24 protein-coding genes and 2 pseudogenes are annotated in these 24,343 nt (G+C 70.0%); 6 read left to right on the top strand and 20 right to left on the bottom strand.

Annotation, left to right across the window (positions count from 1 at the left end):
- Positions 1-140: 140 nt before the first annotated feature.
- Positions 141-464, bottom strand: coding sequence for an STAS domain-containing protein (locus tag BKD26_RS05035; RefSeq protein ID WP_031073773.1), 324 nt, complete (start codon positions 462-464; stop codon positions 141-143).
- A 170-nt stretch (positions 465-634) separates the two neighbouring features.
- Positions 635-1,483: a 3-hydroxyacyl-CoA dehydrogenase family protein gene (locus BKD26_RS05030; protein ID WP_084896146.1), complete on the bottom strand. Its 849-nt coding sequence runs from the start codon at positions 1,481-1,483 to the stop codon at positions 635-637.
- A 366-nt stretch (positions 1,484-1,849) separates the two neighbouring features.
- On the opposite strand from BKD26_RS05030, the pseudogene BKD26_RS41065 reads away from it, so the two are divergent.
- From BKD26_RS41065 to BKD26_RS05015, 3 genes and pseudogenes are all read left to right on the top strand, one after another.
- A pseudogene (locus tag BKD26_RS41065) lies at positions 1,850-2,516 on the top strand (ATP-binding cassette domain-containing protein); the annotation flags it as partial.
- 12 nt (positions 2,517-2,528) lie between these two features.
- Positions 2,529-3,222: pseudogene (locus tag BKD26_RS41060) on the top strand (ABC transporter permease).
- 13 nt (positions 3,223-3,235) lie between these two features.
- A complete protein-coding gene (locus BKD26_RS05015; protein ID WP_084896143.1) occupies positions 3,236-3,808 on the top strand; it encodes a cob(I)yrinic acid a,c-diamide adenosyltransferase in 573 nt (190 codons plus the stop codon).
- Positions 3,809-3,985: 177 nt separating this feature from the next.
- On the opposite strand, the gene BKD26_RS05010 is transcribed toward BKD26_RS05015, so the two are convergent.
- Entirely contained in the window at positions 3,986-4,555 is a 570-nt protein-coding gene (locus BKD26_RS05010) for a hypothetical protein (protein ID WP_084896141.1), read from the bottom strand.
- A 151-nt stretch (positions 4,556-4,706) separates the two neighbouring features.
- Here BKD26_RS05010 and BKD26_RS05005 point away from each other — a divergent pair, with 151 nt between their 5' ends.
- From BKD26_RS05005 to BKD26_RS04995, 3 genes are all read left to right on the top strand, one after another.
- Positions 4,707-5,915 carry a histidine kinase gene (locus tag BKD26_RS05005; protein WP_084896139.1) on the top strand — a complete coding sequence of 403 codons (1,209 nt, stop codon included), beginning with the start codon at positions 4,707-4,709 and terminating at the stop codon, positions 5,913-5,915.
- The gene (locus BKD26_RS05000; protein ID WP_084896137.1) at positions 5,912-6,577 is read left to right on the top strand and encodes a response regulator transcription factor; all 666 of its coding nucleotides are present in this window, start codon (positions 5,912-5,914) and stop codon (positions 6,575-6,577) included. The genes BKD26_RS05005 and BKD26_RS05000 overlap by 4 nt, the downstream gene beginning before the upstream one ends.
- Before the next feature lie 119 nt (positions 6,578-6,696).
- The gene (locus BKD26_RS04995; protein WP_084896135.1) at positions 6,697-8,577 is read left to right on the top strand and encodes a glycoside hydrolase family 18 chitinase; all 1,881 of its coding nucleotides are present in this window, start codon (positions 6,697-6,699) and stop codon (positions 8,575-8,577) included.
- On the opposite strand, the gene BKD26_RS04990 is transcribed toward BKD26_RS04995, so the two are convergent.
- From BKD26_RS04990 to prfA, 17 genes are all read right to left on the bottom strand, one after another.
- Entirely contained in the window at positions 8,570-9,304 is a 735-nt protein-coding gene (locus BKD26_RS04990; protein WP_084896132.1) for a 4'-phosphopantetheinyl transferase superfamily protein, read from the bottom strand. The genes BKD26_RS04995 and BKD26_RS04990 overlap by 8 nt on opposite strands.
- Positions 9,294-9,740 carry a DUF2550 domain-containing protein gene (locus tag BKD26_RS04985; RefSeq protein WP_084896130.1) on the bottom strand — a complete coding sequence of 149 codons (447 nt, stop codon included), beginning with the start codon at positions 9,738-9,740 and terminating at the stop codon, positions 9,294-9,296. The genes BKD26_RS04990 and BKD26_RS04985 overlap by 11 nt, the downstream gene beginning before the upstream one ends.
- 163 nt (positions 9,741-9,903) lie before the next feature.
- The gene (locus BKD26_RS04980; RefSeq protein WP_073754366.1) at positions 9,904-10,278 is read right to left on the bottom strand and encodes a F0F1 ATP synthase subunit epsilon; all 375 of its coding nucleotides are present in this window, start codon (positions 10,276-10,278) and stop codon (positions 9,904-9,906) included.
- Positions 10,279-10,432: 154 nt separating this feature from the next.
- On the bottom strand, positions 10,433-11,875 hold the full coding sequence (atpD, locus tag BKD26_RS04975) for a F0F1 ATP synthase subunit beta (RefSeq protein ID WP_084896128.1): 1,443 nt from the start codon (positions 11,873-11,875) through the stop codon (positions 10,433-10,435).
- A complete protein-coding gene (locus BKD26_RS04970) occupies positions 11,875-12,792 on the bottom strand; it encodes a F0F1 ATP synthase subunit gamma (RefSeq protein WP_084896126.1) in 918 nt (305 codons plus the stop codon). Before BKD26_RS04970 ends, atpD begins: the two co-directional genes overlap by 1 nt.
- Before the next feature lie 20 nt (positions 12,793-12,812).
- Complete coding sequence (gene atpA, locus BKD26_RS04965) at positions 12,813-14,411, bottom strand: F0F1 ATP synthase subunit alpha (RefSeq protein WP_084896124.1); 1,599 nt, start codon at positions 14,409-14,411, stop codon at positions 12,813-12,815.
- Between the two features lie 127 nt (positions 14,412-14,538).
- Positions 14,539-15,354: a F0F1 ATP synthase subunit delta gene (locus tag BKD26_RS04960; protein ID WP_084896122.1), complete on the bottom strand. Its 816-nt coding sequence runs from the start codon at positions 15,352-15,354 to the stop codon at positions 14,539-14,541.
- Positions 15,351-15,899 carry a F0F1 ATP synthase subunit B gene (locus BKD26_RS04955; protein WP_084896120.1) on the bottom strand — a complete coding sequence of 183 codons (549 nt, stop codon included), beginning with the start codon at positions 15,897-15,899 and terminating at the stop codon, positions 15,351-15,353. Before BKD26_RS04955 ends, BKD26_RS04960 begins: the two co-directional genes overlap by 4 nt.
- 43 nt (positions 15,900-15,942) lie before the next feature.
- Positions 15,943-16,170, bottom strand: coding sequence for a hypothetical protein (locus BKD26_RS04950; RefSeq protein ID WP_084896118.1), 228 nt, complete (start codon positions 16,168-16,170; stop codon positions 15,943-15,945).
- 71 nt (positions 16,171-16,241) lie between these two features.
- Entirely contained in the window at positions 16,242-17,081 is an 840-nt protein-coding gene (gene atpB / locus BKD26_RS04945) for a F0F1 ATP synthase subunit A (RefSeq protein ID WP_084896249.1), read from the bottom strand.
- Between the two features lie 210 nt (positions 17,082-17,291).
- Positions 17,292-17,729, bottom strand: coding sequence for a hypothetical protein (locus tag BKD26_RS04940; RefSeq protein WP_084896116.1), 438 nt, complete (start codon positions 17,727-17,729; stop codon positions 17,292-17,294).
- 263 nt (positions 17,730-17,992) lie between these two features.
- Positions 17,993-19,318, bottom strand: coding sequence for an MraY family glycosyltransferase (locus BKD26_RS04935; RefSeq protein WP_084896246.1), 1,326 nt, complete (start codon positions 19,316-19,318; stop codon positions 17,993-17,995).
- Positions 19,319-19,424: 106 nt separating this feature from the next.
- Positions 19,425-20,678: a serine hydroxymethyltransferase gene (gene glyA, locus BKD26_RS04930; protein ID WP_084896114.1), complete on the bottom strand. Its 1,254-nt coding sequence runs from the start codon at positions 20,676-20,678 to the stop codon at positions 19,425-19,427.
- 212 nt (positions 20,679-20,890) lie between these two features.
- The gene (locus BKD26_RS04925) at positions 20,891-21,529 is read right to left on the bottom strand and encodes a protein-tyrosine-phosphatase (protein ID WP_084896112.1); all 639 of its coding nucleotides are present in this window, start codon (positions 21,527-21,529) and stop codon (positions 20,891-20,893) included.
- Entirely contained in the window at positions 21,526-22,173 is a 648-nt protein-coding gene (locus BKD26_RS04920) for an L-threonylcarbamoyladenylate synthase (RefSeq protein ID WP_084896109.1), read from the bottom strand. The genes BKD26_RS04925 and BKD26_RS04920 overlap by 4 nt, the downstream gene beginning before the upstream one ends.
- Before the next feature lie 127 nt (positions 22,174-22,300).
- On the bottom strand, positions 22,301-23,182 hold the full coding sequence (prmC, locus tag BKD26_RS04915) for a peptide chain release factor N(5)-glutamine methyltransferase (RefSeq protein WP_179166411.1): 882 nt from the start codon (positions 23,180-23,182) through the stop codon (positions 22,301-22,303).
- 32 nt (positions 23,183-23,214) lie between these two features.
- Entirely contained in the window at positions 23,215-24,294 is a 1,080-nt protein-coding gene (gene prfA, locus BKD26_RS04910) for a peptide chain release factor 1 (RefSeq protein WP_084896107.1), read from the bottom strand.
- Between the last annotated feature and the right edge of the window lie 49 nt (positions 24,295-24,343).

Here is a 24,343-nt window from a genome sequence, read left to right as displayed (position 1 = left end):
CGGGTGGGTCCGTCAATCGGCAGGCGACCGAACCCTAGACCTTCGCTCAGTATGAATGAAGAGCCGGGGTGGCACGGCGCCCAAGACGTCACGGTCTTGTGAGGATTGGGCGCCTGGTGCGGTTTACCAGGCCCGTACCGTTACACCCGGGGCAACGTTTCGGCGGCGATGCCGCCCTCGATGGCGAGGATGCGGTGCAGCCGGGTGGCCACCAGCAGGCGCTGCATCTGGGGCGGTACGCCCCGCAGCACCAGCCGGCGGCCGCAGCGGCCCGCTCGCCGGTGGGCGCCCATGATGACTCCGAGGCCGGTGGCGTCCCAGGAGTCGAGGCCGGTCAGGTCGAGCACCAGGTCGCCGGCTCCGTCGTCGACGGCCGAGTGCAGGACCGTACGGGCGTCCGCCGCGCTGCGGACGTCGAGGCGGCCCCCGACGACCAGCTCGGCGTGGTCGCCCCTGATGTGCATATGCGCTCCCCGAGAGTGCGTTGTCGTCACGTCTGTGCGTCGTGCACGTCTTTCGTCGTCACGTACTTCTATGCAACAACTGACTGCCTGACCGGCGGACCAGTTGCGCCTTGTAAGCGAACCGATACCGAATTCACCCCGAGGGGTGATGGCGAAACGGTCGATACGGCTCAGTGCTTGTAGAAGCCCTGCCCGCTCTTGCGGCCGATGTCACCCGCGTCCACCATCCGGCGCATCAGCTCCGGAGGGGCGAACTTCTCGTCCTGGGACTCGGTGTAGATGTTGCTGGTGGCGTGCAGCAGGATGTCCACGCCGGTGAGGTCGGCGGTCGCGAGCGGGCCCATGGCGTGGCCGAAGCCCAGCTTGCAGGCGATGTCGATGTCCTCGGCGGAGGCGACGCCCGATTCGTACAGCTTCGCCGCTTCGACGACGAGGGCGGAGATCAGACGGGTCGTCACGAACCCGGCGACGTCACGGTTGACGACGATGCAGGTCTTGCCGACCGACTCGGCGAACTCGCGTGCGGTGGCGAGGGTTTCGTCGCTGGTCTTGTAGCCGCGTACCAGTTCGCACAGCTGCATCATCGGGACGGGTGAGAAGAAGTGGGTGCCGACGACGCGCTCCGGACGCTCCGTCACGGCCGCGATCTTGGTGATCGGGATGGCGGAGGTGTTGGAGGCGAGGACGGCGTCGTCGCGTACGAGCTTGTCGAGCGCACGGAAGATGTCGTGCTTGACGTCCAGCTTCTCGAAGACGGCTTCGACGACGATGTCGGCGTCGGCGGCCGCGTCCATGTCGGTGGTCGTGGTGATCCGGGCCAGGGCGGCCTCGGCGTCGGCGGCTTCGAGCCTGCCCTTGGCGACGAACTTGTCGTACGAGGCCTTGATGCCGTCGGTGCCGCGGGTCAGGGCCGCGTCGGTGACGTCACGCAGCACGACCTCCCAGCCCGCCTGGGCCGAGACCTGCGCGATTCCGGACCCCATGAGTCCGGCCCCGATGACGGCGAGCTTCCTGGCCACGATCTTCCCCTTAACACCCGTTTACTCTTCGGCTCTTCGCGGAGGTTAGCGGGCGCGCGCGGCCGTGTGGCGCCGAAGAGATGCGCGTCACGTCTCGAATGACGGACATCACACCGATACGGGCCGCGGGGTGAGTTCCCACGGACCGGTGAGCCGGTTCACCCGGCCGGCCGTACCGCGTACTCCAGCACCTTGCGCCCCATCAGCTCCTCCATCTCGTCGAGCAGGCCGAGGGCTTAGCGGGCGACCTCGCCGATGTCGCGGCGCTTGACCATCTCGAATGCCGATCCAGGCCATGAGCGTGCTGTGGATCCAGGAGAGCTGTCCGGCGACGAGCGTCGGCATCGGGTCGTCGCCGGCGGCCGCGGTCTCCTCGGCCCCAACGGCGCCGGGAAGACCGCCACGCTGCGCATGCTCACCACGCTCCTCCCGCCGATCGGCGGCGCCGCCACGGTCGCCGGCCGCGACCTGGTCGGCGAGCCCGCCGGTGTGCGGCAGCGGACCGGGTACGCCGCCCAGTCCGGCGGCGTCGACCTGTCCGTCTCCGTACGCGAGGAACTGGTCACCCAGGGGCCGGCTCTACCGGCTCTCCAGGGCCGAGGCGGCCGCCCGCGCCGGCGAACTGGCGCGCGACCTGGACCTGGCCGGGCTGCTGGACCGCCCGTGCGCGGCGCTGTCCGGTGGGCAGCGGCGGCGCCTGGACATCGCGATGGGGCTCCCGCACCGCCCCGAGGTCCTCTTCCTCGACGAGCCGACCACCGGCCTCGACCCCGGCAGCCGCGCCGACCTGGGGCAGCTGGTGCGGCGGCTGCGCGACGCGTACGGCACGACCGTCTTCCTCACCACCCACCACCTCGACGAGGCCGTGTCCGACCGGCTCGTCGTCGTCGACAAGGGCGCGGTCGTCGCGGAGGGCACCCCGGCCGCGCTCAAGGAGCGGTACGCCGGGTCGGCCGGCGCGTCGCTCCAGGACACCTTCCTCGCCATCACCGGGCGCGGCCCGGCGCCCGTCGACACCACGCCCATCGCCGTCCAGGAGATCCGGATGCTGTTGCACGACACCGCGCTCGTCTTCGGGCGGTACGCCCGCCAGACGCTGCGCTCCAGGTTCCAGCTGCTCTTCGGTGTCCTGATGCCGCTGCTGTACCTGGTCTTCTTCGGCCCGCTGCTCACCGGCCTGCCGCTCGCCTCGGACGGCGACTCCTGGCAGGTCCTCGTCCCCGGGCAGCTGCTCCAGCTCGGCCTCTTCGGCGCGTCGTCCGCCGGGTTCGCGATCATCATCGAGAAGCAGATGGGGGTCGTCGAGCGGATGCGTCACCCCGGTCAGCCGGCTGGCGCTGCTGCTGGGGCGGGTCCTGCGGGACGCCGCGCTCTTCGTCTTCCAGGCGGTGCTCGTGCTGGCCGCCGTGGCGGTGGGGCTGCGGGCGCCGCTGGGCGGGATCCTGATCGGGTTCGGGTTCGTCGCCGTCCTGACGGTCGCGCCGGCGTCGCTGTCGTACGCGCCGGCACTGAAGCTGCCCAAGCCGCAGGAGTTCGGGCCGGCCATCAACGCCGTGGCCATGCCGTCGATGCTGCTGTCCGGCCTGATGCTGCCGATGGCGCTGGCCCCGGCCTGGCTCGACGCCCTCTCGCACCTGATGCCGTTCCGCTACCTGCTGTACGGGGTGCTGGTCGCGGCCGCTTTCGCGGGCCTGGCCGTGACGGTGGGCACAGGTGTGTTCCGGAGGGCCCGCGCGTAACTAGGCTGGCCGCATGGTCAATCTGACGCGCATCTACACCCGCACCGGCGACAAGGGCACGACGGCACTCGGCGACATGAGCCGCACCGCCAAGACGGACCTGCGGATCGCGGCGTACGCCGACGCCAACGAGGCCAACGCGGTCATCGGCACCGCGATCGCGCTGGGCGGCCTCGACGAGTCGGTCGTCAAGGTCCTCGTCCGCGTCCAGAACGACCTGTTCGACGTGGGTGCGGACCTGTCGACGCCGGTGGTCGAGGACCCGAAGTACCCGCCGCTGCGGGTGGAGCAGTCGTACGTCGACAAGCTGGAGGCGGACTGCGACCGGTTCCTGGAGGACCTCGACAAGCTGCGCTCCTTCATCCTCCCGGGCGGCACGCCCGGCGCGGCCCTGTTGCACCAGGCCTGCACGGTCGTCCGCCGCGCCGAGCGCTCGACGTGGGCGGCACTGGAGGTCCACGGCGACACGATGAACGCCCTGACGGCGACGTACCTCAACCGCCTCTCCGACCTGCTGTTCATCCTGGCGCGGACGGCGAACAAGGAGGTCGGGGACGTGCTGTGGGTGCCGGGCGGGGAGCGCTGAAGCGGTCCGCGAGATCGGCGAGCACGTCGGCCATCGTGGCGCGGGGCGCGGCGCCCTCCTCGGCGAGGCTCCGCAGGGCCCGCCGGGCGAGATGTTCGTCGGCGGCGGCCTCCAGGGCGTCGGACGCGGGGTGAACGTCGCGCGCGGGTACGGAGTCGTCCATTCCCCTGAGCGTAGTCATTCGCGTACGCCCACAGGTTCCGATGCCTCGTCCACAGGAGCTTTCCGCGGCCAGATCGCGTACGACAGGGCGATCAGGCCGTGGATGCCGGCCGTCCGCCACGCCGCGCCCATCCAGCTCTCCAGCGAACCGGTGCGGGCCGCGTCGTCCACGTACAGGATCGCGAGCCACAGCAGGGCGGTGGCGACGGCCGCCGCGACCAGCGTGCCCAGCCAGACGCGGCCCTCGTGGCGGGCGCGGGCCATGCCGTAGCGGGGCGGCCCCACCGGGCGCGGGGCGCCCGCGAGGCGGTGGGCGGCGTGGCCGTCGAGCCACTTCACGGTGCGGTGGCCGTGGCCCACGGTGTAGCCGATGTACAGCGCGGCCACGCCGTGCCTCGCGCTGGGCTCGGCGCCGTTCTTGAGGTCCATCGCGGTGACGACCAGCAGGACGACCTCCAGCAGCGGCTCGCACAGCAGCAGCGCCGCGCCGGTGCGGGGCATCTTCAGCAGGTAGCGGGTGGCGAGGCCGGCGGCCAGCAGCACCCAGAAGCCGACCTCGCAGATCACGATGAGCGCGACGACCACGGCACTCTCCCTTCGGTACCGCTCCAGCCTTGCGGCCGCCGCGCGCCGCGGCGTCGTCACCGGTGACGAATCGGTACTGCATCTTTCGATGTAGTCGGCGCTCCGACCGCACGGCGAGGTCCGGGCGGCGCGCACCGTGTTGGATGGACGGGTGAGACTTCCCCGTACGCACCGCGACGACGTGCTGATCGGCGCCGCCGGGCTGGCCTGCGGCCTGCTGCTGTGGTCGTTCGGGCTCTACACACAGGGCCCACGGGCGCGGGTGCCCGCCGGTCCGGTGGTGCTGGTGCCGCTGCTGGCGATGACCGCGCTGGCGTTCGTACGCCGGACCATGCCGCGTACGGCGCTGCTCGCCGGGACGGTCGCGGTGGTCGCGGACCAGTTCACCCGGGGCAACCTCATGACGGTCGTGATGTTCGCCGACATCGTGTACGCCGCCGTGGTGTACGGGCCGCCCGCCTCCGCCCGCCGGATCCCCGTGACCACCGGGCTGATCACGATCGCGGTGACGCTCGGCTTCCTGGCCTGGTTCCGGGAGCCGGAGGCACTGCTGATCGGCGTGGTAACCGCGCTGATCACGTTCTTCCCGGCCATCACCGGCGCGGTCGTCCGCAACCACCGCGAAGCCGCCGACGCGGCTCGGCTGCGGGCCGAGCAGACCGCGCTGCTGGCGGAGATGGACCGCCGGCAGGCGGTGATCGCCGAGCGGTCCCGGATGGCGCGGGAGCTGCACGACCTGGTGGCGGGCCACCTGTCCGCGATCGCCATCCACTCCACCGCCGCGCTCTCGCTGGACGACCCGAAGACGTCCCGCGACGCGCTCGGCGTCATCCGGGAGAACAGCGTCGACGGCCTGGCCGAGATGCGCCGGTTGATCGGCCTGCTGCGCGACAGCGGCGGCCACGACGAGCCCGCCGCCGCCCCGACGCTCGACGGCCTGGACGCCCTGGTGCGGCAGGCCGGGATGAACGGCTCGGCGAGCGGCCTGACGTTCCGGCTGGTCGACGACCGGTCGCCGGGAGCCGGGACCGGGCTTCCCGCGCCCGTCGAGCTCGCGGCGTACCGCATCGTGCAGGAGTCGCTGACGAACACGCTCAAGCACGCGGACGCGGGGGAGGTGACCGTCACGCTGCACGCGGCCGACCACGCCCTGACGGTCGAGGTGACCAGCCCGTACGGCACCACGAGGCCGGGGCCCCGCGCGCCCGGGTCGGGGGCCGGTCTGGTGGGGATGCGGGAGCGGATCGCGCTGCTGGGCGGCGTGTTCGAGGCGGGCCCGGTCGAGGAGCGGGGCGAGAAGATCTGGCGGGTACGGGCGGAGCTGCCCGTGGCGGAGGACGACAAGGAGCCGTCGGCATGACCGGAACCCCACAGGTGCGTGTGCTCGTCGCCGAGGACCAGAGCGCGGTGCGCGCCGGGCTGGTCCTCATCCTGGGCAGCGCGCCCGGCATCGAGGTGGTCGGCGAGGCCGGGGACGGCGAGGAGGCGGTGCGGCTCGCGCGCGAGCTGCGGCCGGACCTGGTGTTGATGGACGTTCAGATGCCGCGCCTGGACGGTGTGTCGGCGACCCGTCAGGTGGTTGCCGACTCCCTCGCCGACGTTCTGGTCCTGACGACGTTCGATCTGGACGAGTACGTCTTCGGGGCGCTGCGCGCCGGGGCGGCCGGGTTCCTGCTGAAGAACACCGACGCGAAGGACCTGATCGAGGCGGTACGGACGGTGGCGCGCGGCGAGGGCCTGATCGCCCCGGCGGTGACGCGCCGCCTGATCGCCGAGTTCGCGGCGCCGGCGCGGCCGGTACGGGGGGAGAACGCGCCCGATCCGTCGGTGCTCGACGTGCTGACGAGGCGGGAGCGGGAGGTGCTGTCGTGCCTGGGCGAGGGGCTGTCGAACGCGGAGATCGCGGTACGGCTGCGGATGGCGGAGGCGACGGTGAAGACCCATGTGAGCCGGCTGCTGGGGAAACTGGAGCTGCGCAGCAGGGTGCAGGCGGCGGTGCTGGCGCAGGAGTTGGGAGTGTGACACCAACCGACGCACCTATGGTCTGGACCTATTGACGATTGGTCCAGACCTTCCTACGCTCACGGCGCGCACCTTTCACGGACCCCCACCGTTGTCCGTCCGCATCTTGAGGAGCACCGTTGAGCACTCAAGCACTTCCACGCAGAACGAGATTCCGGGCCAGAGCCACGGCCGGACTCACCGCCCTGCTGCTGCCGCTGGCCGCCATGGTCGGCCTCGCGTCCCCCGCCCAGGCCGCGACCTCGGCGACCGCCACGTACACCAAGGTCTCCGACTGGGGCTCCGGCTTCGAGGGCAAGTGGACGGTGAAGAACACCGGCACCACCTCCCTCTCCTCCTGGACCGTCGAGTGGGACTTCCCCTCCGGTACGTCGGTCACCTCCGCCTGGGACGCGACCGTCACCAGCAGCGGCACCCACTGGACCGCCAAGAACGTCGGCTGGAACGGCACCCTCGCCCCCGGCGCCTCCGTCTCCTTCGGGTTCAACGGCACGGGCACCGGATCCCCCTCCGGCTGCAAGATCAACGGCGGATCGTGCGACGGCGGCCCCACCGTCCCCGGTGACAAGCCGCCCTCCGCACCCGGCACCCCCAGTGCCTCCGAGATCACCAACACCTCGGTGAAGCTGACGTGGACCGCCGCCACCGACGACAAGGGCGTCAAGAACTACGACGTGCTGCGCGACGGCGTCAAGGTCGCCACGGTGACGGGGCTGGCGTACACCAACACCGGGCTGACGGCCGGCACCGACTACTCGTACGCCGTCCAGGCCCGTGACACCGCCGACCAGACCGGACCGGTCAGCGGCTCCCGCGCCGTGCGCACCACCGGCGGCGGCACCGACCCCGGCCCGGGACCTGGCCCCGGCCCGGGACCTGGCCCCGGCGCCAAGGTCAACCTCGGCTACTTCACCAACTGGGGCGTCTACGGGCGCAACTACCACGTCAAAAACCTGGTGACGTCCGGCTCCGCGCAGAAGATCACACACGTCAACTACGCCTTCGGCAACGTCCAGAACGGCAAGTGCACCATCGGTGACGCCTTCGCCGACTACGACAAGGCCTACACCGCCGACCAGTCCGTCGACGGCAAGGCCGACACCTGGGACCAGCCGCTGCGCGGCAACTTCAACCAGCTGCGCAAGCTGAAGGCCCAGTACCCGCACATCAAGGTGCTGTGGTCGTTCGGCGGCTGGACCTGGTCCGGCGGCTTCGGCCAGGCGGTGCAGAACCCGGCCGCCTTCGCCCAGTCGTGCTACGACCTGGTCGAGGACCCGCGCTGGGCCGACGTCTTCGACGGCATCGACCTGGACTGGGAGTACCCCAACGCCTGCGGCCTGTCCTGCGACACCAGCGGCCCGGCGGCCTTCACCAACATGATGAAGGCCATGCGCGCCAAGTTCGGTACGAACAACCTGGTCACCGCGGCCGTCACCGCCGACGCCTCCTCCGGCGGCAAGATCGACGCGGCCGACTACGGCGGCGCCGCGAGCTACGTCGACTGGTACAACGTGATGACGTACGACTTCTTCGGCGCCTGGGCCGCCAAGGGCCCGACGGCCCCGCACTCCCCGCTCACCTCGTACCCGGGGATCCCACAGGCGGGCTTCAACTCCGCCGAGGCGATCGCCAAGTTCAAGGCCAAGGGCGTCCCGTCGGCCAAGCTGCTCCTCGGCATCGGCTTCTACGGCCGCGGCTGGACCGGCGTGACGCAGAAGGAGCCGGGCGGCACCGCCACGGGCCCGGCGGCCGGCACGTACGAGCAGGGCATCGAGGACTACAAGGTCCTCAAGAACTCCTGCCCCGCCAACGGCACGGTCGCCGGCACCGCGTACGCGCACTGCGGCACCAACTGGTGGAGTTACGACACCCCGGCCACCGTCACGTCCAAGATGGGCTGGGCGAAGAACCAGGGCCTGGGCGGCGCGTTCTTCTGGGAGTTCAGCGGTGACACCGCGAACGGGGAGCTGGTGAGCGCCATCAGCAACGGCCTCAAGTAGAGAGGCCCACCTCGTGCCGCACCACGCGGCACTGATCGCCCAGGACGGCGACCGCTGCCCGGTAGCCGTCACCCGCGTCGACATCATGGAGCCGCACCGGCAGGTGCGGCTCCGCTCGTTCCCGCCACTCCAGCAGCGCGGCCGGTGCCCCCGGCGCGCTCACCGTCACCAGCGCGGGCTCCACCATCAGCCCGTCCCCGGTCGCCTTGAGCACCGCTTCCTTCCGCGCCCAGTAGCGGGTGAAACCCCACGCCCGCTCCCCCGCCGACAGCCGCTCCAGCTCATCCCGCTCGGCCGCGGCCAGCACCACCGGCGCGAGGTCCGCCGCCCGGCCGTCGTCCGCCACCCGCTCGATGTCCACGCCGACCGGCCCGGGGAGCGACAGCGCGACCGCCACCCGGTCCCCCGAGTGCGACAACGACAGCTCCAGGGCCGAGTCCACCAGCCCCGGCTTCCCGTGCGGCTCCGGCCGGTCGCAGTGCCGGCACTCGTGCGTGAACCGCACCTCGCGCGGGTCGCCCCCGAGCTGCGCGGCGACGACCTGCCGAAGCAGGGCGTGCGCGGTCAGATACAGCGCGCGATCCGATTCCCGTACGTAAGCGTCATGGCGTGCCCGCTCGCGCGCGTCGAGCAGCTCCAGCAGTGGCTGCTGCGACGGTACGCGGACGGCGTCGGCGATCCAGACATGGCACTCCCCCGCCCCCACCCGGGGTATGTCAGGCCACATTGACACGCTGTCCGGGAGGAGCCGCCTCCAGCCAGGCGAGGAAACCGGTGAGCGCGTCCTCGCTCATCGCCAGCTCCACATGCCGCCCGTGATGCAGACACCCCAGCACCACCGAGTCGGAGAGCAGCGCCAGCTCCTCCTCGCCCTCGGGCATCCGGCGCGCGAGCACCTCGATGCCGGAGCGTTCCAGGGTGCGGCGCGGGCGGGGCGCGTACGAGAAGACCCGGAACCAGGCGATCCGGTCGCCGCTGTAGCGGGCGACGCCGTACACCCATCCCTTGCCGGAGACGTCACCGTCGTCCGGCACGTTCCAGCGCAGGCTGCAGTCGAAGGTGCCGCCGGAGCGCTGGATCAGCCGCCGGCGCAGTCCGAACACGAAGAGCGCGATCACCACCAGTGCGACGACCAGGGCGCTCACCAGCAGAGCGAGGAACATCTCCACCGACCTCCTCGCATCGTTCGTTCAACGAAATACACCCTGCACCTGCATCGACCTCAGCCGCGGCACGATCTGGATGATTCCAGACCGGACCGCGGCTGAGGGCACAACGTGTCGGCGCGGTGCTCAGGCCCCGCCCAGTCGATCGACCGGCCGGGACCTAGTGCACCGCTACCGCGCGCAGCCGGACTTCGGCGCGCCGCTCGGCGGCGGCGTCCGACTCGGCCTTCGCGCGCTCCAGCGCACGCTCGGCGCGCTGGGGGTCGATCTCGTCCGCCAGCTCGGCGATCTCGGCGAGCAGCGACAGCTTGTTGTCGGCGAACGTGATGAAACCGCCGTGCACGGCGGCGACGACAGTCCCGCCCTCACTCGTACGGATGGTCACCGGGCCCGACTCCAGCACACCGAGCAGCGGCTGGTGGCCGGGCATGACGCCGATGTCGCCGGACGTGGTGCGCGCGATGACCAGGGTGGCCTCGCCGGACCAGACACTCCGGTCCGCGGCGACCAGCTCGACGTGCAGCTCAGCAGCCAAGGGTGGCTCCTCGGGTCACCACCCGGCGTGTGCCGGGTGTTGGGTCATAAGTCTAGTAGGGCACCCGACGCGGAAAACGCCGGGTCCCTCGGTCATACGGAGGCGTACGAAAGGGGGCGGGACGAGACCCGCCCCCTTTCATGAGTCACGGGACTCAGGAGACGCCGAGCTCCTTGGCGTTCTTCTTGAGGTCCTCAAGACCACCGCACATGAAGAAGGCCTGCTCGGGGAAGTGGTCGTACTCACCGTCGCAGATCGCGTTGAACGCGGTGATCGACTCGTCGAGCGGCACGTCCGAGCCGTCCACGCCGGTGAACTGCTTGGCGGCGTGGGTGTTCTGGGACAGGAAGCGCTCGACGCGACGGGCACGGTGGACAACGAGCTTGTCCTCCTCGCCCAGCTCGTCGATACCGAGGATCGCGATGATGTCCTGGAGGTCCTTGTACTTCTGCAGGATCCCCTTGACGCGGGTGGCCGCGGCGTAGTGGTCCTCGGAGATGTAGCGCGGGTCCAGGATCCGGGACGTGGAGTCCAGCGGGTCCACGGCCGGGTAGATGCCCTTCTCGGAGATCGGACGGGAGAGAACCGTCGTCGCGTCGAGGTGGGCGAAGGTGGTGGCCGGGGCCGGGTCGGTCAGGTCGTCCGCGGGGACGTAGATCGCCTGCATCGAGGTGATCGAGTGACCACGCGTCGAGGTGATGCGCTCCTGCAGCAGACCCATCTCGTCGGCCAGGTTCGGCTGGTAACCCACCGCGGACGGCATACGGCCGAGCAGGGTGGACACCTCGGAGCCGGCCTGGGTGAACCGGAAGATGTTGTCGATGAAGAAGAGCACGTCCTGCTTCTGCACATCGCGGAAGTACTCCGCCATGGTCAGACCGGCCAGGGCGACGCGCAGACGGGTGCCCGGGGGCTCGTCCATCTGGCCGAAGACCAGGGCGGTCTTGTCCAGAACGCCGGACTCTTCCATCTCCGCGATGAGGTCGTTGCCCTCACGGGTGCGCTCGCCGACGCCCGCGAAGACGGAGACGCCCTCGTGGAGGTTGGCGACACGCATGATCATTTCCTGGATCAGCACGGTCTTGCCGACACCGGCACCACCGAACAGACCGATCTTTCCACCCTTGACGTACGGGGTGAGAAGGTCGACGACCTTCAGGCCGGTCTCGAACATCTCGGTCTTGGACTCGAGCTGGTCGAAGTCGGGGGCCTTGCGGTGGATCGGCCAGCGCTCACCGACGTTGGCGTTCTCCTCCGGCATGTTCAGCACCTCACCGAGGGTGTTGAACACCTTGCCCTTGGTGAAGTCGCCGACCGGCACCGAGATGCCGTTGCCCGTGTCGGTCACCGGGGCCTGGCGGACCAGACCGTCGGTGGGCTGCATCGAGATCGTGCGGACCAGGCCGTCACCCAGGTGCTGGGCGACCTCCAGGGTCAGCGTCCGCTTGACGCCTTCCTGGGCCGGGTCGGCAACCTCGACGTGCAGCGCGTTGTAGATCTCCGGCATCGCGTCGACGGGGAACTCCACGTCGACGACCGGGCCGATGACCCGCGCGACGCGGCCCGTCGCCGTGGCCGTCTCAACAGTGGTGGTCATTACTTGTCACTCCCCGCGGTCGCGTCGGCCAGGGCGCTCGCGCCACCGACGATCTCGCTGATTTCCTGGGTGATTTCGGCCTGGCGGGCCGCGTTGGCAAGCCGGGAGAGGCTGTGGATCAGGTCTCCGGCGTTGTCGGTCGCCGACTTCATCGCGCGGCGGCGGGCGGCGTGCTCGGAAGCAGCGGCCTGCAGCAGTGCGTTGTAGACACGGCTCTCGACGTACCGCGGCAGCAGGGCGTCGAGGACGTCCTCGGCCGACGGCTCGAAGTCGAACAGCGGAAGGATCTCGCCCTTGGTCCCCGTCTCCTCCGCGGCCTTGTCAAGGCTGAGCGGGAGCATCCGGTTCTGTACGGGCGTCTGCGTCATCATCGACACGAATTCCGTGAAGACGATGTGCAGCTCGTCGACCCCGCCCTTGGCCGTCTCCGTGGTGACGGCCTCGATGAGCGGCGCGGCGACCGCCTTGGCGTCCGCGTAGCTCGGGCTGTCGGTGAAGCCGGTCCACGACTCCGCGACCTTGCGCTCGCGGAAGCCGTAGTAGGCGACACCCTTGCGGCCGACGATGTACGTGTCGACCTCCTTGCCCTCGCCGCGCAGCCGCTCGGTGAGCTGGTCCGCGGCCTTGATGGCGTTGGACGAGTAGCCGCCGGCCAGACCGCGGTCGCTCGTGATGAGCAGGACCGCGGCCCGGGTCGGGTTGTCCGTCTCGGTGGTCAGCGGGTGCTTGGTGTTCGACCCGGTGGCCACCGCGGTGACCGCGCGGATGAGCTCGGTCGCGTACGGCGTGGAGGCCGCCACCTTGCGCTGCGCCTTGACGATGCGCGAGGCGGCGATCATCTCCATCGCCTTGGTGATCTTCTTGGTCGCCGTGACGGATTTGATGCGACGCTTGTAGACCCGGAGCTGCGCTCCCATGAGTCAGGTCCCTTCCGTCGTCACTTCGAGACGTTGGCGGTGGCCGGGGCGTCCTCGGCCAGCAGCTTCCCGTCCGAGGTCTCGAACTGCTTCTTGAACGCGGCGATGGCGTCGGCGACGGCGGTGAGGGTGTCGTCAGACATCTTCGCGCCCTCGCGGATCGAGGTCATCAGCGGCTTGTGCTCGCGGTTCAGGAAGTCCAGCAGCTCGGTCTCGAAGCGGCGGATGTCCGCGACCGGAACGTCGTCCATCTTGCCCGTGGTGCCGGCCCAGACGGAGACGACCTGGTTCTCGGTCGCCATCGGCTGGTACTGGGGCTGCTTGAGCAGCTCGACCATGCGCTTACCGCGCTCCAGCGAAGCCTTCGACGCGGCGTCCAGGTCGGAACCGAAGGCGGCGAACGCCTCCAGCTCACGGAACTGGGCGAGGTCCACGCGCAGCCGGCCGGACACCTGGCGCATCGCCTTGTGCTGGGCGGAGCCACCGACTCGGGAGACCGAGATACCGACGTTCAGGGCCGGGCGCTGACCGGCGTTGAACAGGTCGGACTCCAGGAAGCACTGGCCGTCGGTGATGGAGATGACGTTGGTCGGGATGAACGCCGAGACGTCGTTGGCCTTGGTCTCGACGATCGGCAGACCGGTCATCGAACCGGCGCCCATGTCGTCGGAGAGCTTGGCGCAGCGCTCCAGCAGACGCGAGTGCAGGTAGAAGACGTCACCCGGGTAGGCCTCGCGGCCCGGCGGGCGGCGCAGCAGCAGGGAGACGGCACGGTAGGCGTCGGCCTGCTTCGACAGGTCGTCGAAGATGATCAGGACGTGCTTGCCCTGGTACATCCAGTGCTGACCGATGGCGGAGCCGGTGTAGGGCGCCAGGTACTTGAAGCCGGCCGGGTCGGACGCCGGGGCGGCGACGATGGTCGTGTACTCCAGGGCACCGGCCTCCTCCAGCGCGCCGCGCACGGACGCGATGGTGGAGCCCTTCTGGCCGATGGCGACGTAGATGCAGCGGACCTGCTTCTTCGGGTCGCCCGAGCGCCAGTTGTCGCGCTGGTTGATGATCGTGTCGACGGCCAGGGCGGTCTTGCCGGTCTGACGGTCACCGATGATCAGCTGACGCTGACCACGGCCGATCGGGGTCATGGCGTCGACGGCCTTGTAGCCGGTCTCCATCGGCTCGTGCACCGACTTGCGCTGCATGACCGTGGGTGCCTGCAGTTCGAGGGCGCGGCGGCCCTCGGTCGCGATCTCGCCGAGACCGTCGATCGGGTTGCCGAGCGGGTCGACGACCCGGCCCAGGTAGCCCTCGCCGACAGCGACGGACAGGACCTCGCCGGTGCGGGTGACCGGCTGGCCCTCCTCGATGCCGCTGAACTCACCGAGGACAATGGCACCGATCTCGCGCTCCTCGAGGTTGAGGGCGAGGCCGAGGGTGCCGTCCTCGAACTTCAGCAGCTCGTTCGCCATGGCCGAGGGCAGACCCTCGACCTTCGCGATGCCGTCGCCGGCAAGGCTGACCGTACCGACCTCCTCGCGCGAGGCCGCGTCCGGCTTGTACGACTGGACAAAGTTCTCCAGCGCGTCCCGGATCTCCTCCGGCCGGATCGTGAGCTCCGCCATCTGGGTTCCCTGCTCTCCTTGTTGGGCCCGAAGTTTCTTTGGGGGATCTGGGGGCTCCCCCCAGAACTTCTGCATCCTCTGCACGGCCCAACCGGGCCGTAGGTAACGCTTGTTGAGTTGGTGCTGGTCAGCCGGCCAGTCGCCGGGCAGCCTCGTCGAGGCGGCCTGCGACGGTGCCGTTGATGACCTCGTCGCCGACCCGCACCGAGATCCCGCCGAGGACCGTGGGGTCCACGTCCAGGTTCAGGTGCATCTGGCGGCCGTACAGCTTGGCCAGCACGGCGCCGAGGCGCTGCTTCTGCTGGTCGCTGAGCGGCACCGCCGAGGTGACGACCGCGACCATCCGGTCCCGGCGCGCCGCGGCGAGCTTGGACAGGGACTCGAGTCCCGCTTCCAGGCTACGTCCCCGGGGCTGGGTGACGAGACGGACGATCAGCCGTTCCGTGGCCGGGTTGGCCTTGCCGCCGAGCAGGCTGCGCAGCAGCTCGCTCTTGGCGGACACGGTGGCCGCCTTGTCGGTCAGCGCGGCCCGCAGCTCGGTGCTCGACTGGACGATCCGGGCGAACCGGAACACCTCGTCCTCGACGTCGTCGAGCGCGCCGGCCTGCTGCGCCGCGGTGAGGTCCGCGGTGTTCGCCAGCTCCTCGAGGGAGTCGACGAGGTCACGCGAGTACGACCAGCGGGACCGGACCATGCCGGAGACCAGGTCGACGGCTTCCCCGCCCACCTGACCGCTCAGCAGTCGCGTGGCCAGCTCGGCCTTGGCCTCACCGGCCTGCGCCGGGTCGGTCAGGACCCGACGCAGCGACACCTCGCGGTCGAGCAGCGCGGTAACGGCGGCCAGCTCACCGGCGAGCTTCGCCACGTCGACCGACGTGTTGTCGGTCAGCGCGTCGAGACGCTCGCGCGCGGCAGCCAGTGCCTCGCGGCTCGCTCCGTTCATCGGGCGGCCTCGGCCTTCTCCTCGAGCTCGTCGAGGAAGCGGTCGATGGTACGGCTCTGGCGGGCGACGTCCTCGAGGGACTCGCCGACCAGCTTGCCGGCCAGGTCGGTGGCGAGCTTGCCCACGTCCTGGCGCAGCGCGGTCGCCGCGGCCTTGCGGTCGGCCTCGATCTGGGCGTGGCCGGCCGCGATGATCTCCTCGCGCTGGCGCTGGCCTTCCGCCTTCATCTCCTGGATGATCGCGGTGCCCTGCTCCTGCGCCTCCTGACGCAGGCGGGCAGCTTCGTGCCGTGCCTCGGCGAGCTGAGCCTTGTACTGCTCGAGAACGCTTTCGGCCTCGATCTGAGCCGCCTCGGCCTTCTCGATGCCACCCTCGATGGCCTCACGGCGCTCTTCCAGAACCTTGTTGATGTTCGGGAGGAGCTTCTTGGCGAGGAAGCCGAAGACGATGGCAAAGGCGATCAGACCGATGACCACCTCAGGCCACGGCGGGATGAGGGGATTCTCCTTCTCACCCTCTTGCGCCAGGATCATGGCGAGGTTCACATCAGAGCCTTTCGTCTAAAGAGGCTGGTCGTCGCTGCTCGTCTTAGGAGTAGACGAACGGCATGACCATGCCGATGAGGGCGAGGGCCTCACAGAAGGCGAAGCCGAGGATCTGGTTGGCGCGGATCAGACCGGCAGCCTCGGGCTGACGGGCCAGGGCCTGCGTGCCGTTACCGAAGATGATGCCGACGCCGACGCCGGGGCCGATGGCGGCGAGGCCGTAACCGACCGAGCTGAGGGAACCTTCGACGGCAGCAAGGGTCTGGGACATGCCAGTTCTTCCTTCTCTTTCAGAACCGGTGGGGGTTGGCCACCGGACGTTGGGGCGGTGAACAGGAGGGCTCAGTGGTGTTCGGCGAGCGCACCCTGAACGTAGTTGCAGGCCAGGAGGACGAAGACGTACGCCTGGACCGCCTGCACAAAAAGCTCAAAGGCAGTCATCACGAGGACCATGACGAACGACACGCCCGCGTAGGCGATACCGATGCCGTTCAGCAGGTACCAGCTGGCGATGGTGAACAGCAGCAGCAGCGTGTGGCCGGCGAACATGTTCGCGAAGAGTCGTACGGCGTGGGTGAAGGGCCGCAGGATCACGTTCGAGAGCAGTTCGATGCTCATCACCAGCGGCAGAACCGGACCGAGCGACTTGTCGTAGCCGGAGAGGTTCTTGAGCCCACCGACGAAGCCGTGCTTCTTGAAGGTCAGGCTCATCCACAGGATGTAGACGAGCGCCGCCAACGCAGCCGGGTAGGCGATGATCGACGTCACCGGGAACTGCGCGACCGGGATGACCGACCAAAGGTTCATCATCCAGACGAAGAAGAAGATGGTGACCATGAGGGGGACGTACTTCTCCCCCTCCTTCTTGCCGATGAATTCGTAGACGATGCCGCGTCGGACGAAGTCATAGCCCGCTTCGGCGACCATCTGGAGCTTGCCGGGAACAACCTTCGGCTTCCTGAAGGCCGCCCAGAAGAAGCCCACGATGATGACGCTGCCGAGCAGGGCCAGCAACATCACCTTGTTGAAGTAAAGGCCATCACCGTCGGCATTGCCCCAGAGCGGCTCGAACATGAACGAGTGCAGGCCCGGGCCCGGAAACCCACAACCGTCGAAGATGTGGCAGTCGGTCTCGAAAGCGAGCACCTGAGTCGGGTCAGCACTCACCGCGGGCTCCTTCAGCGTGGCGCATAGGTACGGCAACCTCGTTGTGTCGGCGCGGCACGCAGCCGCGGGTCGGCACTGGACTGGTCTTACGGATGGGGGGGCGGCGGTTCGGCGTCGAGCCTCGCGCTGGGACAGGCGTCAGCTCGGATGCCCGCGCCCGCAGTGCCGCAGTTGGCACCGGACGATAGCAGCATCGTGAACGCGCATTTATCCCGGCCCTACTCCTCACGTCGACGGCCCCGTCTTCTCGGGCTTGTCACCCTTGTCGGACGCGGGATCCACGTAGAGGATCTTGGCCTTCATGTAGGCGCGGGCCTGGGCCGCGACCCAGACGATGGTCGCCGCGAGCAGCGTGAAGGCAAAGGCCTTGAAGTCGAACAGAGAGGTGTTCTTCAGCAGGGCCATGATCATGAACAGCAGCAGCAACTGGGCCATGTAGAGCATCAGCCCCATGGCCTGGAAGAGCTGGGGCAGCGACTTGGCCGTCCGCTGGAGCACCACCAGCCCGATCCCCATGAAGAGGACGACCACGAGCGTGCCGGCCACGGCGCCGAGAGCCCCCTTGCCGCCGGCGACCACACCGCTCACCACGGTGGCGACAGCGCCGGTGGCGAGGGTGGGTACGGCGGCGTACAGCAGGGTGCGTGCGTCGTTGGACGGCATGGCGGCATCTCCGCTTGCTGGTGGGGGCAGTGGTGTCGTCATGGACGAGCGTATGCCCGGTCCGAGGCGTGCTCTCGGTGGCCGAGGAACCGTCGCACTACGGTCCTTCGGCTCTGTCGCCGGGTCTCGTGAACCGTATCACAAACTATTTGATGAGGTCTTTACCCTGAGGTGTGCTGACTCTCACACATGAGAGTGACCCTGCGCGTGTGTGCAGGACAGCGGGCCGGTTTGCGTGGTAATGGCCGCGTTGGTGAGGTCCGTCAACCGCGCGTTCCGGCCTTCCGCCGGTCGTGGAGCTCGGGAAGGGCGCTGAGGGCGGTCGCCCCGTTGACCCCCGCCGGGACGGGTACACGCTCCTCCTCCTCGTACGCGGGCGAAGGCGCGGGCGCCTCGGTCGTCCCGGCCGCCGGCTGCACCCTGCGGCGGCGGTAGCGCGGCGGGACGAAGGCCTCCGCCCAGCGCGGGGCGCGCGGTGTGAAGCGCGGCAGCAGCAGGAGGACGAGTCCGATGGCGCTCAGCGCGACGATGACCAGCACGATCCACATCGACGCCGAGTGCACCGAGTACGCCAGCGTCCCGAAGGCGATCAGCGCCGACCAGAAGTACATGATCAGCACCGCCCGGCTGTGCGAGTGCCCGATCTCCAGCAGCCGGTGGTGCAGGTGCCCCCGGTCGGCCGCGAACGGCGACTGGCCGTTCCACGTCCGGCGCACGATCGCCAGTACCAGGTCGGCCACCGGGATCGCGATGATCGTCAGCGGCAGCAGCAGCGGGATGAAGACCGGCAGTGCGGCGTGCGTGGCCTCACGGGTCGAGCCCTCGAAGATCTTCAGCGCGTCCGGGTCGACCTGGCCGGTGATCGAGATCGCGGAGGCGGCCAGCACCAGGCCGATCAGCATCGAGCCGGAGTCACCCATGAAGATCCGCGCCGGGTGCATGTTGTGCGGCAGGAAGCCCAGGCACATGCCCATCAGGATCACCGCGAACAGCGTCGCGGGCGCGGCGGCCTCGATGGTGAAGCCGTACCAGATCCGGTAGGCGTACAGGAAGAACGCGGCGGCGGCGATGCACACCATGCCGGCGGCAAGGCCGTCGAGGCCGTCGACGAAGTTCACCGCGTTGATGGTGATGACGACCAGGGCGACGGTCAGCAGCGTGCCCTGCCACTGGGTGAGCGCCACCGTCCCGATGCCCGGGATGGGCAGCCACAGGATCGTCAGGCCCTGCATGACCATCACGCCCGCGGCGATCATCTGGCCGCCGAGCTTGATCAGGGCGTCGATCTCGAACTTGTCGTCCAGGACGCCGATCAGCCAGATCAGGGCCGCGCCGGAGAGCAGCGCGCGCGGCTCGTTGGACAGCTCGAAGACGCTGTTGAGGTTCGTCAGGTGGTCGGCGACCAGCAGCCCCGCGCACAGCCCGAAGAACATGGCGATGCCGCCGAGCCGCGGCGTCGGTTCTCGGTGCACGTCGCGGGCGCGGATCTCCGGCATCGCTCCGGCCGCGATGGCGAACTTCCGCACCGGACCGGTCAGCAGATAGGTCACCGCGGCCGTGACACAGAGCGTCAGCAGGTAATCACGCACGGGCTGCCCCACAGGAATCGCTGGCCATCTCAGCCCCACACCCTAGCTCTGCTCTCCCCATGGTTGAGGACACACGGGTGCCGCGGGCGGTTGCACGGCCGCTCTTCTACCCCCGATACGGGGGAAATCGCTCGGCCAGATCACGTACGTCGGACCGGACTTTTCCGGCCGCCTCCTCGTCGCGCAGCGCCGCCGTGAACAGCGCGGCGATCCGCTCCATGTCCGCGGCGCCCATGCCCTGGGTCGTCACGGCGGCGGTACCGAACCGGATGCCGCGCCCGTCCCCGTACGGCAGGGCGCAGGTGTCCAGCACGATGCCGGCGGCCGCGAGGCGGGCCTTGGCGGCGCGCCCGTCGATGCCCAGGGGCGCCGGGTCGGCGGTGATCAGGTGGGTGTCGGTACCGCCGGTGGTGATGGCGAAGCCCTCCTGGGCGAGCGCGTCGGCGAGGGCGCGCGCGTTGGCCACCACCTGATGGGTGTACGCCGCGTACGCCGGCGTTGCCGCCTCCGCGAAGGCCACCGCCTTGGCGGCGATCGTGTGCATCTGGGCGCCGCCCTGCGTGAACGGGAACACCGCGCGGTCGATGCGCTCGGCCAGCTCGCCGCCGCACAGCAGGAGGCCGCCGCGCGGGCCGCGCAGCACCTTGTGCGTGGTCGCGCAGACCACGTCGGCGTACGGGACGGGGTTGGGCGCGGCCCCGCCCGCGACGAGCCCTATGGGGTGGGCGGCGTCGGCGATGAGGCACGCCCCGACCTCGTCGGCGATCTCGCGGAACTCGGCGTAATCGATGTGCCGGGGGTACGAGATCGAGCCACACACGATCGCCTTCGGCTTGTGCTCGTGGGCGAGGACGCGGACCTGCTCGTAGTCGAGGAGGCCCGACTCGGCGTCGACGCCGTACGGGACGAAGTCGAACCAGCGGCCGGAGAAGTTCGCCGGCGACCCGTGCGTGAGGTGGCCGCCGTACGCCAGTCCCATCGCCAGCACCGTGTCACCCGGCCGCAGCAGCGCCGCGTACGCCGCGAGGACGGCCGAGGAGCCGGAGTGGGCCTGGACGTTGGCGTGATCGGCGCCGAAGAGGGCGGTGGCCCGCTGGACGGCGATCCGCTCGGCGGCGTCCGCGTACTCGCAGCCCCCGTGGTACCGGGTGCCGGGGTAGCCCTCGGCGTACTTGTTGGCGAGCGGCGAGCCGAGCGCGGCGAGCACGGCGGGTGAGGCGAAGTTCTCGGCGGCGATCAGCTGCAGGCTGTCGGCCTGCCGCCGCCCCTCCCCCGACAGTACGTCGGCGATCTCCGGATCCTGCCGTCGCAGGACGTCGGCATCACGCACATCGGCAGCAGCAGCAGCGGTGACCGGCATCAGTGGCTCCATGCGTGGGCGGGCCCCGTCTCCCCCAATGTAGGCCCGCGAACCGCTCCGCGCCCCGTCAACGCCGCTTCAGCGCCGGGTGGGCACCCCGGTCAGGGCCGTGACCACCGGGGCCCAATCCCCGACGCGCCCCTCGCACTGCTCGGCCCCAGGGGGCCTCACAGGCTTCGAGCCGCTGCGCCGGACTCCGTCCGCCGAAGCGGTCACCGCCGGGTGGGCACCCCGGTCAGGGCCGTGACCACCGGGTCCAGGGCCTGCTGGATCTCGTCGCCGATCGAGCGGAAGAAGGTGATCGGCGCGCCGTAAGGGTCGTTGACCTCGTCCGCTTCGGCGCTGGGGGCGAGGAGCCAGCCGCGCAGCGCGGCGGCGGCGCGGACCAGGGCGCGGGCGCGTTCGACCATGCCGTCGCTGAGGGGGTCCGGCAAGGTGGCCGGATCTATCGCCCGTACGAGGCGGGTGAACTCCTTCAGGGTGAACGTGCGCAGGCCCGCCGAGTGGCCCATCGAGATGACCTGGGCGCGGTGGTCGCGGGTCGCCGTCAGCACCAGGTCGGCGCGGATGACGTGCTCGTCGAGCAGCTCGCGGCCGACGAAGCCGCTCGCGTCCGCGCCGAAGTCGGCGAGGACGAGCTCGGCGTTGGCCTCCATGGGGGCGCCCTCGTGGCCCCAGGTGCCGGCGCTCTCCACGATCAGCCCGCCGCCCATGGGGTCGCCCAGGCGGGAGCACAGGGCATGGCGGGTCAGCCGCTCGGTGATCGGCGAGCGGCAGACGTTGCCGGTGCTGACGTGGAGGATGCGGAACGAGTTCTCCGTGCCTATGCCACGCCCCTCAGGGGCGGTCAACTGGCCACCTCGAGATCGGGTACCACCTTGCGCAGCTCGTCCACGGACAGGGCGCCCGCGCGCAGCAGGACCGGGACCTTGCCGGTGACGTCGACGATCGACGACGGGACGTTGCCCGGCGTCGGGCCGCCGTCCAGGTACACGGAGACGGAGTCGCCGAGCATGCCCTGCGCGGCGTCGCAGTCCTCGGGCGCCGGGTGGCCGGTCAGGTTGGCGGACGAGACGGCCATCGGGCCGACGTCGGTGAGCAGCTCGATGGCGACCGGGTGCAGCGGCATCCGGATCGCGACGGTGCCGCGCGTGTCGCCGAGGTCCCACTGGAGCGACGGCTGGTGCTTGGCGACCAGCGTCAGGGCGCCGGGCCAGAAGGCGTCGACGAGCTCCCAGGCCTGCTCGGAGAAGTCCGTGACGAGGCCGTGCAGGGTGTTCGGGGAGCCGATCAGGACAGGGGTGGGCATATTGCGGCCGCGCCCCTTGGCCGCCAGCAGGTCCGCGACGGCCTCCGCGCTGAAGGCGTCCGCACCGATCCCGTACACGGTGTCGGTGGGCAGCACGACGAGCTCGCCACGTCGGACGGCGGACGCGGCCTCACGCAGGCCGGTCGTGCGGTCGGTCGCGTCGTTGCAGTCGTATCGCCGTGCCATCAGCGGGCCTCCCTTTTCATGGTCACTCGGATCATCGCCGAAACGCTCGAGCGCGCGCCGACGGTCGATCGCCCCCTACGCCCTTCGGGCGTGGGAGGCGCCTCCGGCGCCGCCGCGCACCGTGCCGTCATGGCGTCGCCTTGCGCGCGGTCGCGAAGCGCGGGCGGTTGTTCAGGTCGGGGTGGTCGGCGGCGTCCGCCCAGCCGGCCTCCTCGTTGAAGATCCACGGCACCTGGCCGCCCTGGGTGTCGGCGTGCTCGACGACGACGAGGCCGCCGGGGCGCAGCAGCCGGTGGGCGGTGCGTTCGATGCCGCGGATGGTGTCGAGGCCGTCCTCGCCGGAGAAGAGCGCCATCTCCGGGTCGTGGTCGCGGGCCTCGGGCGCGACGTACTCCCACTCGGTGAGGGGGATGTACGGGGGGTTGGAGATGACCAGGTCGACCTGGCCGTCGAGCTCGGGGAGGGCCGTCAGGGCGTCGCCCTGGTGGACCGTGACCCTGGACCCCTCGGCGTTCTTGCGCGTCCACACCAGCGCGTCCTCTGACAGCTCCACGGCGTGCACGCGCGAGCGCGGCACCTCCTGGGCCATGGCGAGCGCGATGGCGCCGGAGCCGGAGCACAGGTCGACGATGAGCGGCTCGACGACGTCCATCGCCCGTACGGCGTCTATGGCCCAGCCGACGACCGACTCGGTCTCGGGGCGGGGCACGAAGACACCGGGCCCGACCTGGAGCTCCAGGTAGCGGAAGAACGCCCGCCCGGTGATGTGCTGGAGCGGCTCGCGGGCCTCGCGGCGGGCGATGGCCTCCCAGTAGCGGGCGTCGAAGTCCGCGTCCTTGACGTTGTGCAGCTCTCCCCGCTTGACGCCGTGCACGAACGCGGCGAGCTCCTCCGCGTCGAAGCGCGGCGACGGCACGCCGGCGTCGGCCAGCCGCTGGGTGGCCTGGGCCACTTCGGCAAGCAGCACACTGCGGGGGCTTGGGGGTCGCCCCCCAAAATGTTGCTGCACGCTGGTCCTCCGGGCTGAGCGAATATCGAGTGTTACTGGGCGGCAGCGAGCTTCGCGGCGGAGTCGGCGTCGACACACGCCTGGATCACCGCGTCGAGCTCCCCGTCGAGCACCTGGTCCAAGTTGTACGCCTTGAAGCCGACCCGGTGGTCCGAGATCCGGTTTTCCGGGAAGTTGTACGTCCGGATCTTCTCGGACCGGTCGACCGTACGCACCTGGCTGCGGCGCGCGTCGGCGGCGTTCTTCTCGGCCTCCTCCTGGGCCGCGGCGAGCAGCCTGGAGCGCAGGATACGCATGGCCTGCTCCTTGTTCTGGAGCTGGCTCTTCTCGTTCTGGCAGGAGGCGACGATGCCGGTCGGCAGGTGGGTGATGCGTACGGCGGAGTCGGTGGTGTTGACGGACTGGCCGCCGGGCCCGGAGGACCGGTAGACGTCGACGCGCAGGTCGTTGGCGTGGATCTCGACGTCGATCTCCTCGGCCTCGGGCGTCACCAGGACACCGGCGGCGGAGGTGTGGATACGGCCCTGCGACTCGGTGGCGGGCACGCGCTGCACGCGGTGCACCCCGCCCTCGTACTTCATCCGCGCCCAGACGCCCTGGCCGGGCTCGGTGGCCCCGTTGCCGCCCTTGGTCTTCACGGCGACCTGGACGTCCTTGTAGCCGCCCAGCTCGGACTCGGTGGCGTCGATGATCTCGGTCTTCCAGCCAACGCGCTCGGCGTACCGGAGGTACATGCGCAGCAGGTCTCCGGCGAACAGCGCGGACTCGTCGCCGCCGGCGCCCGCCTTGATCTCCAGGATGACGTCCTTGTCGTCGCTGGGGTCGCGCGGGACGAGCAGCAGCCGCAGCTTGTCGGTCAGCTCCTCGCGCTGCTTCTCCAGCTCCTTGACCTCGGCGGCGAAGTCGGGGTCGATCTGCGCGTACTCACGGGCGGTCTCGATGTCCTCGCCGGTCTGCTTCCAGGAGCGGTACGTGGCGACGATCGGGGTCAGCTCGGCGTAGCGCTTGTTGAGCTTGCGGGCGTTGGCCTGATCGGCGTGGACCGAAGGGTCGGCAAGCTTCTTCTCGAGATCGGCGTGCTCGCCGATCAGTTCCTCGACCGCCTCGAACATCGGGGGCTCCTGGTTTCAAACGAAATGGCTGCTGTGGAAGACGGCAAAG

The sequence above is a fragment of the Streptomyces sp. CB03238 genome (genome assembly GCF_002099185.1).
Taxonomy (GTDB): domain Bacteria; phylum Actinomycetota; class Actinomycetes; order Streptomycetales; family Streptomycetaceae; genus Streptomyces.
This window is presented reverse-complemented; position numbering and strand designations above follow the sequence as displayed.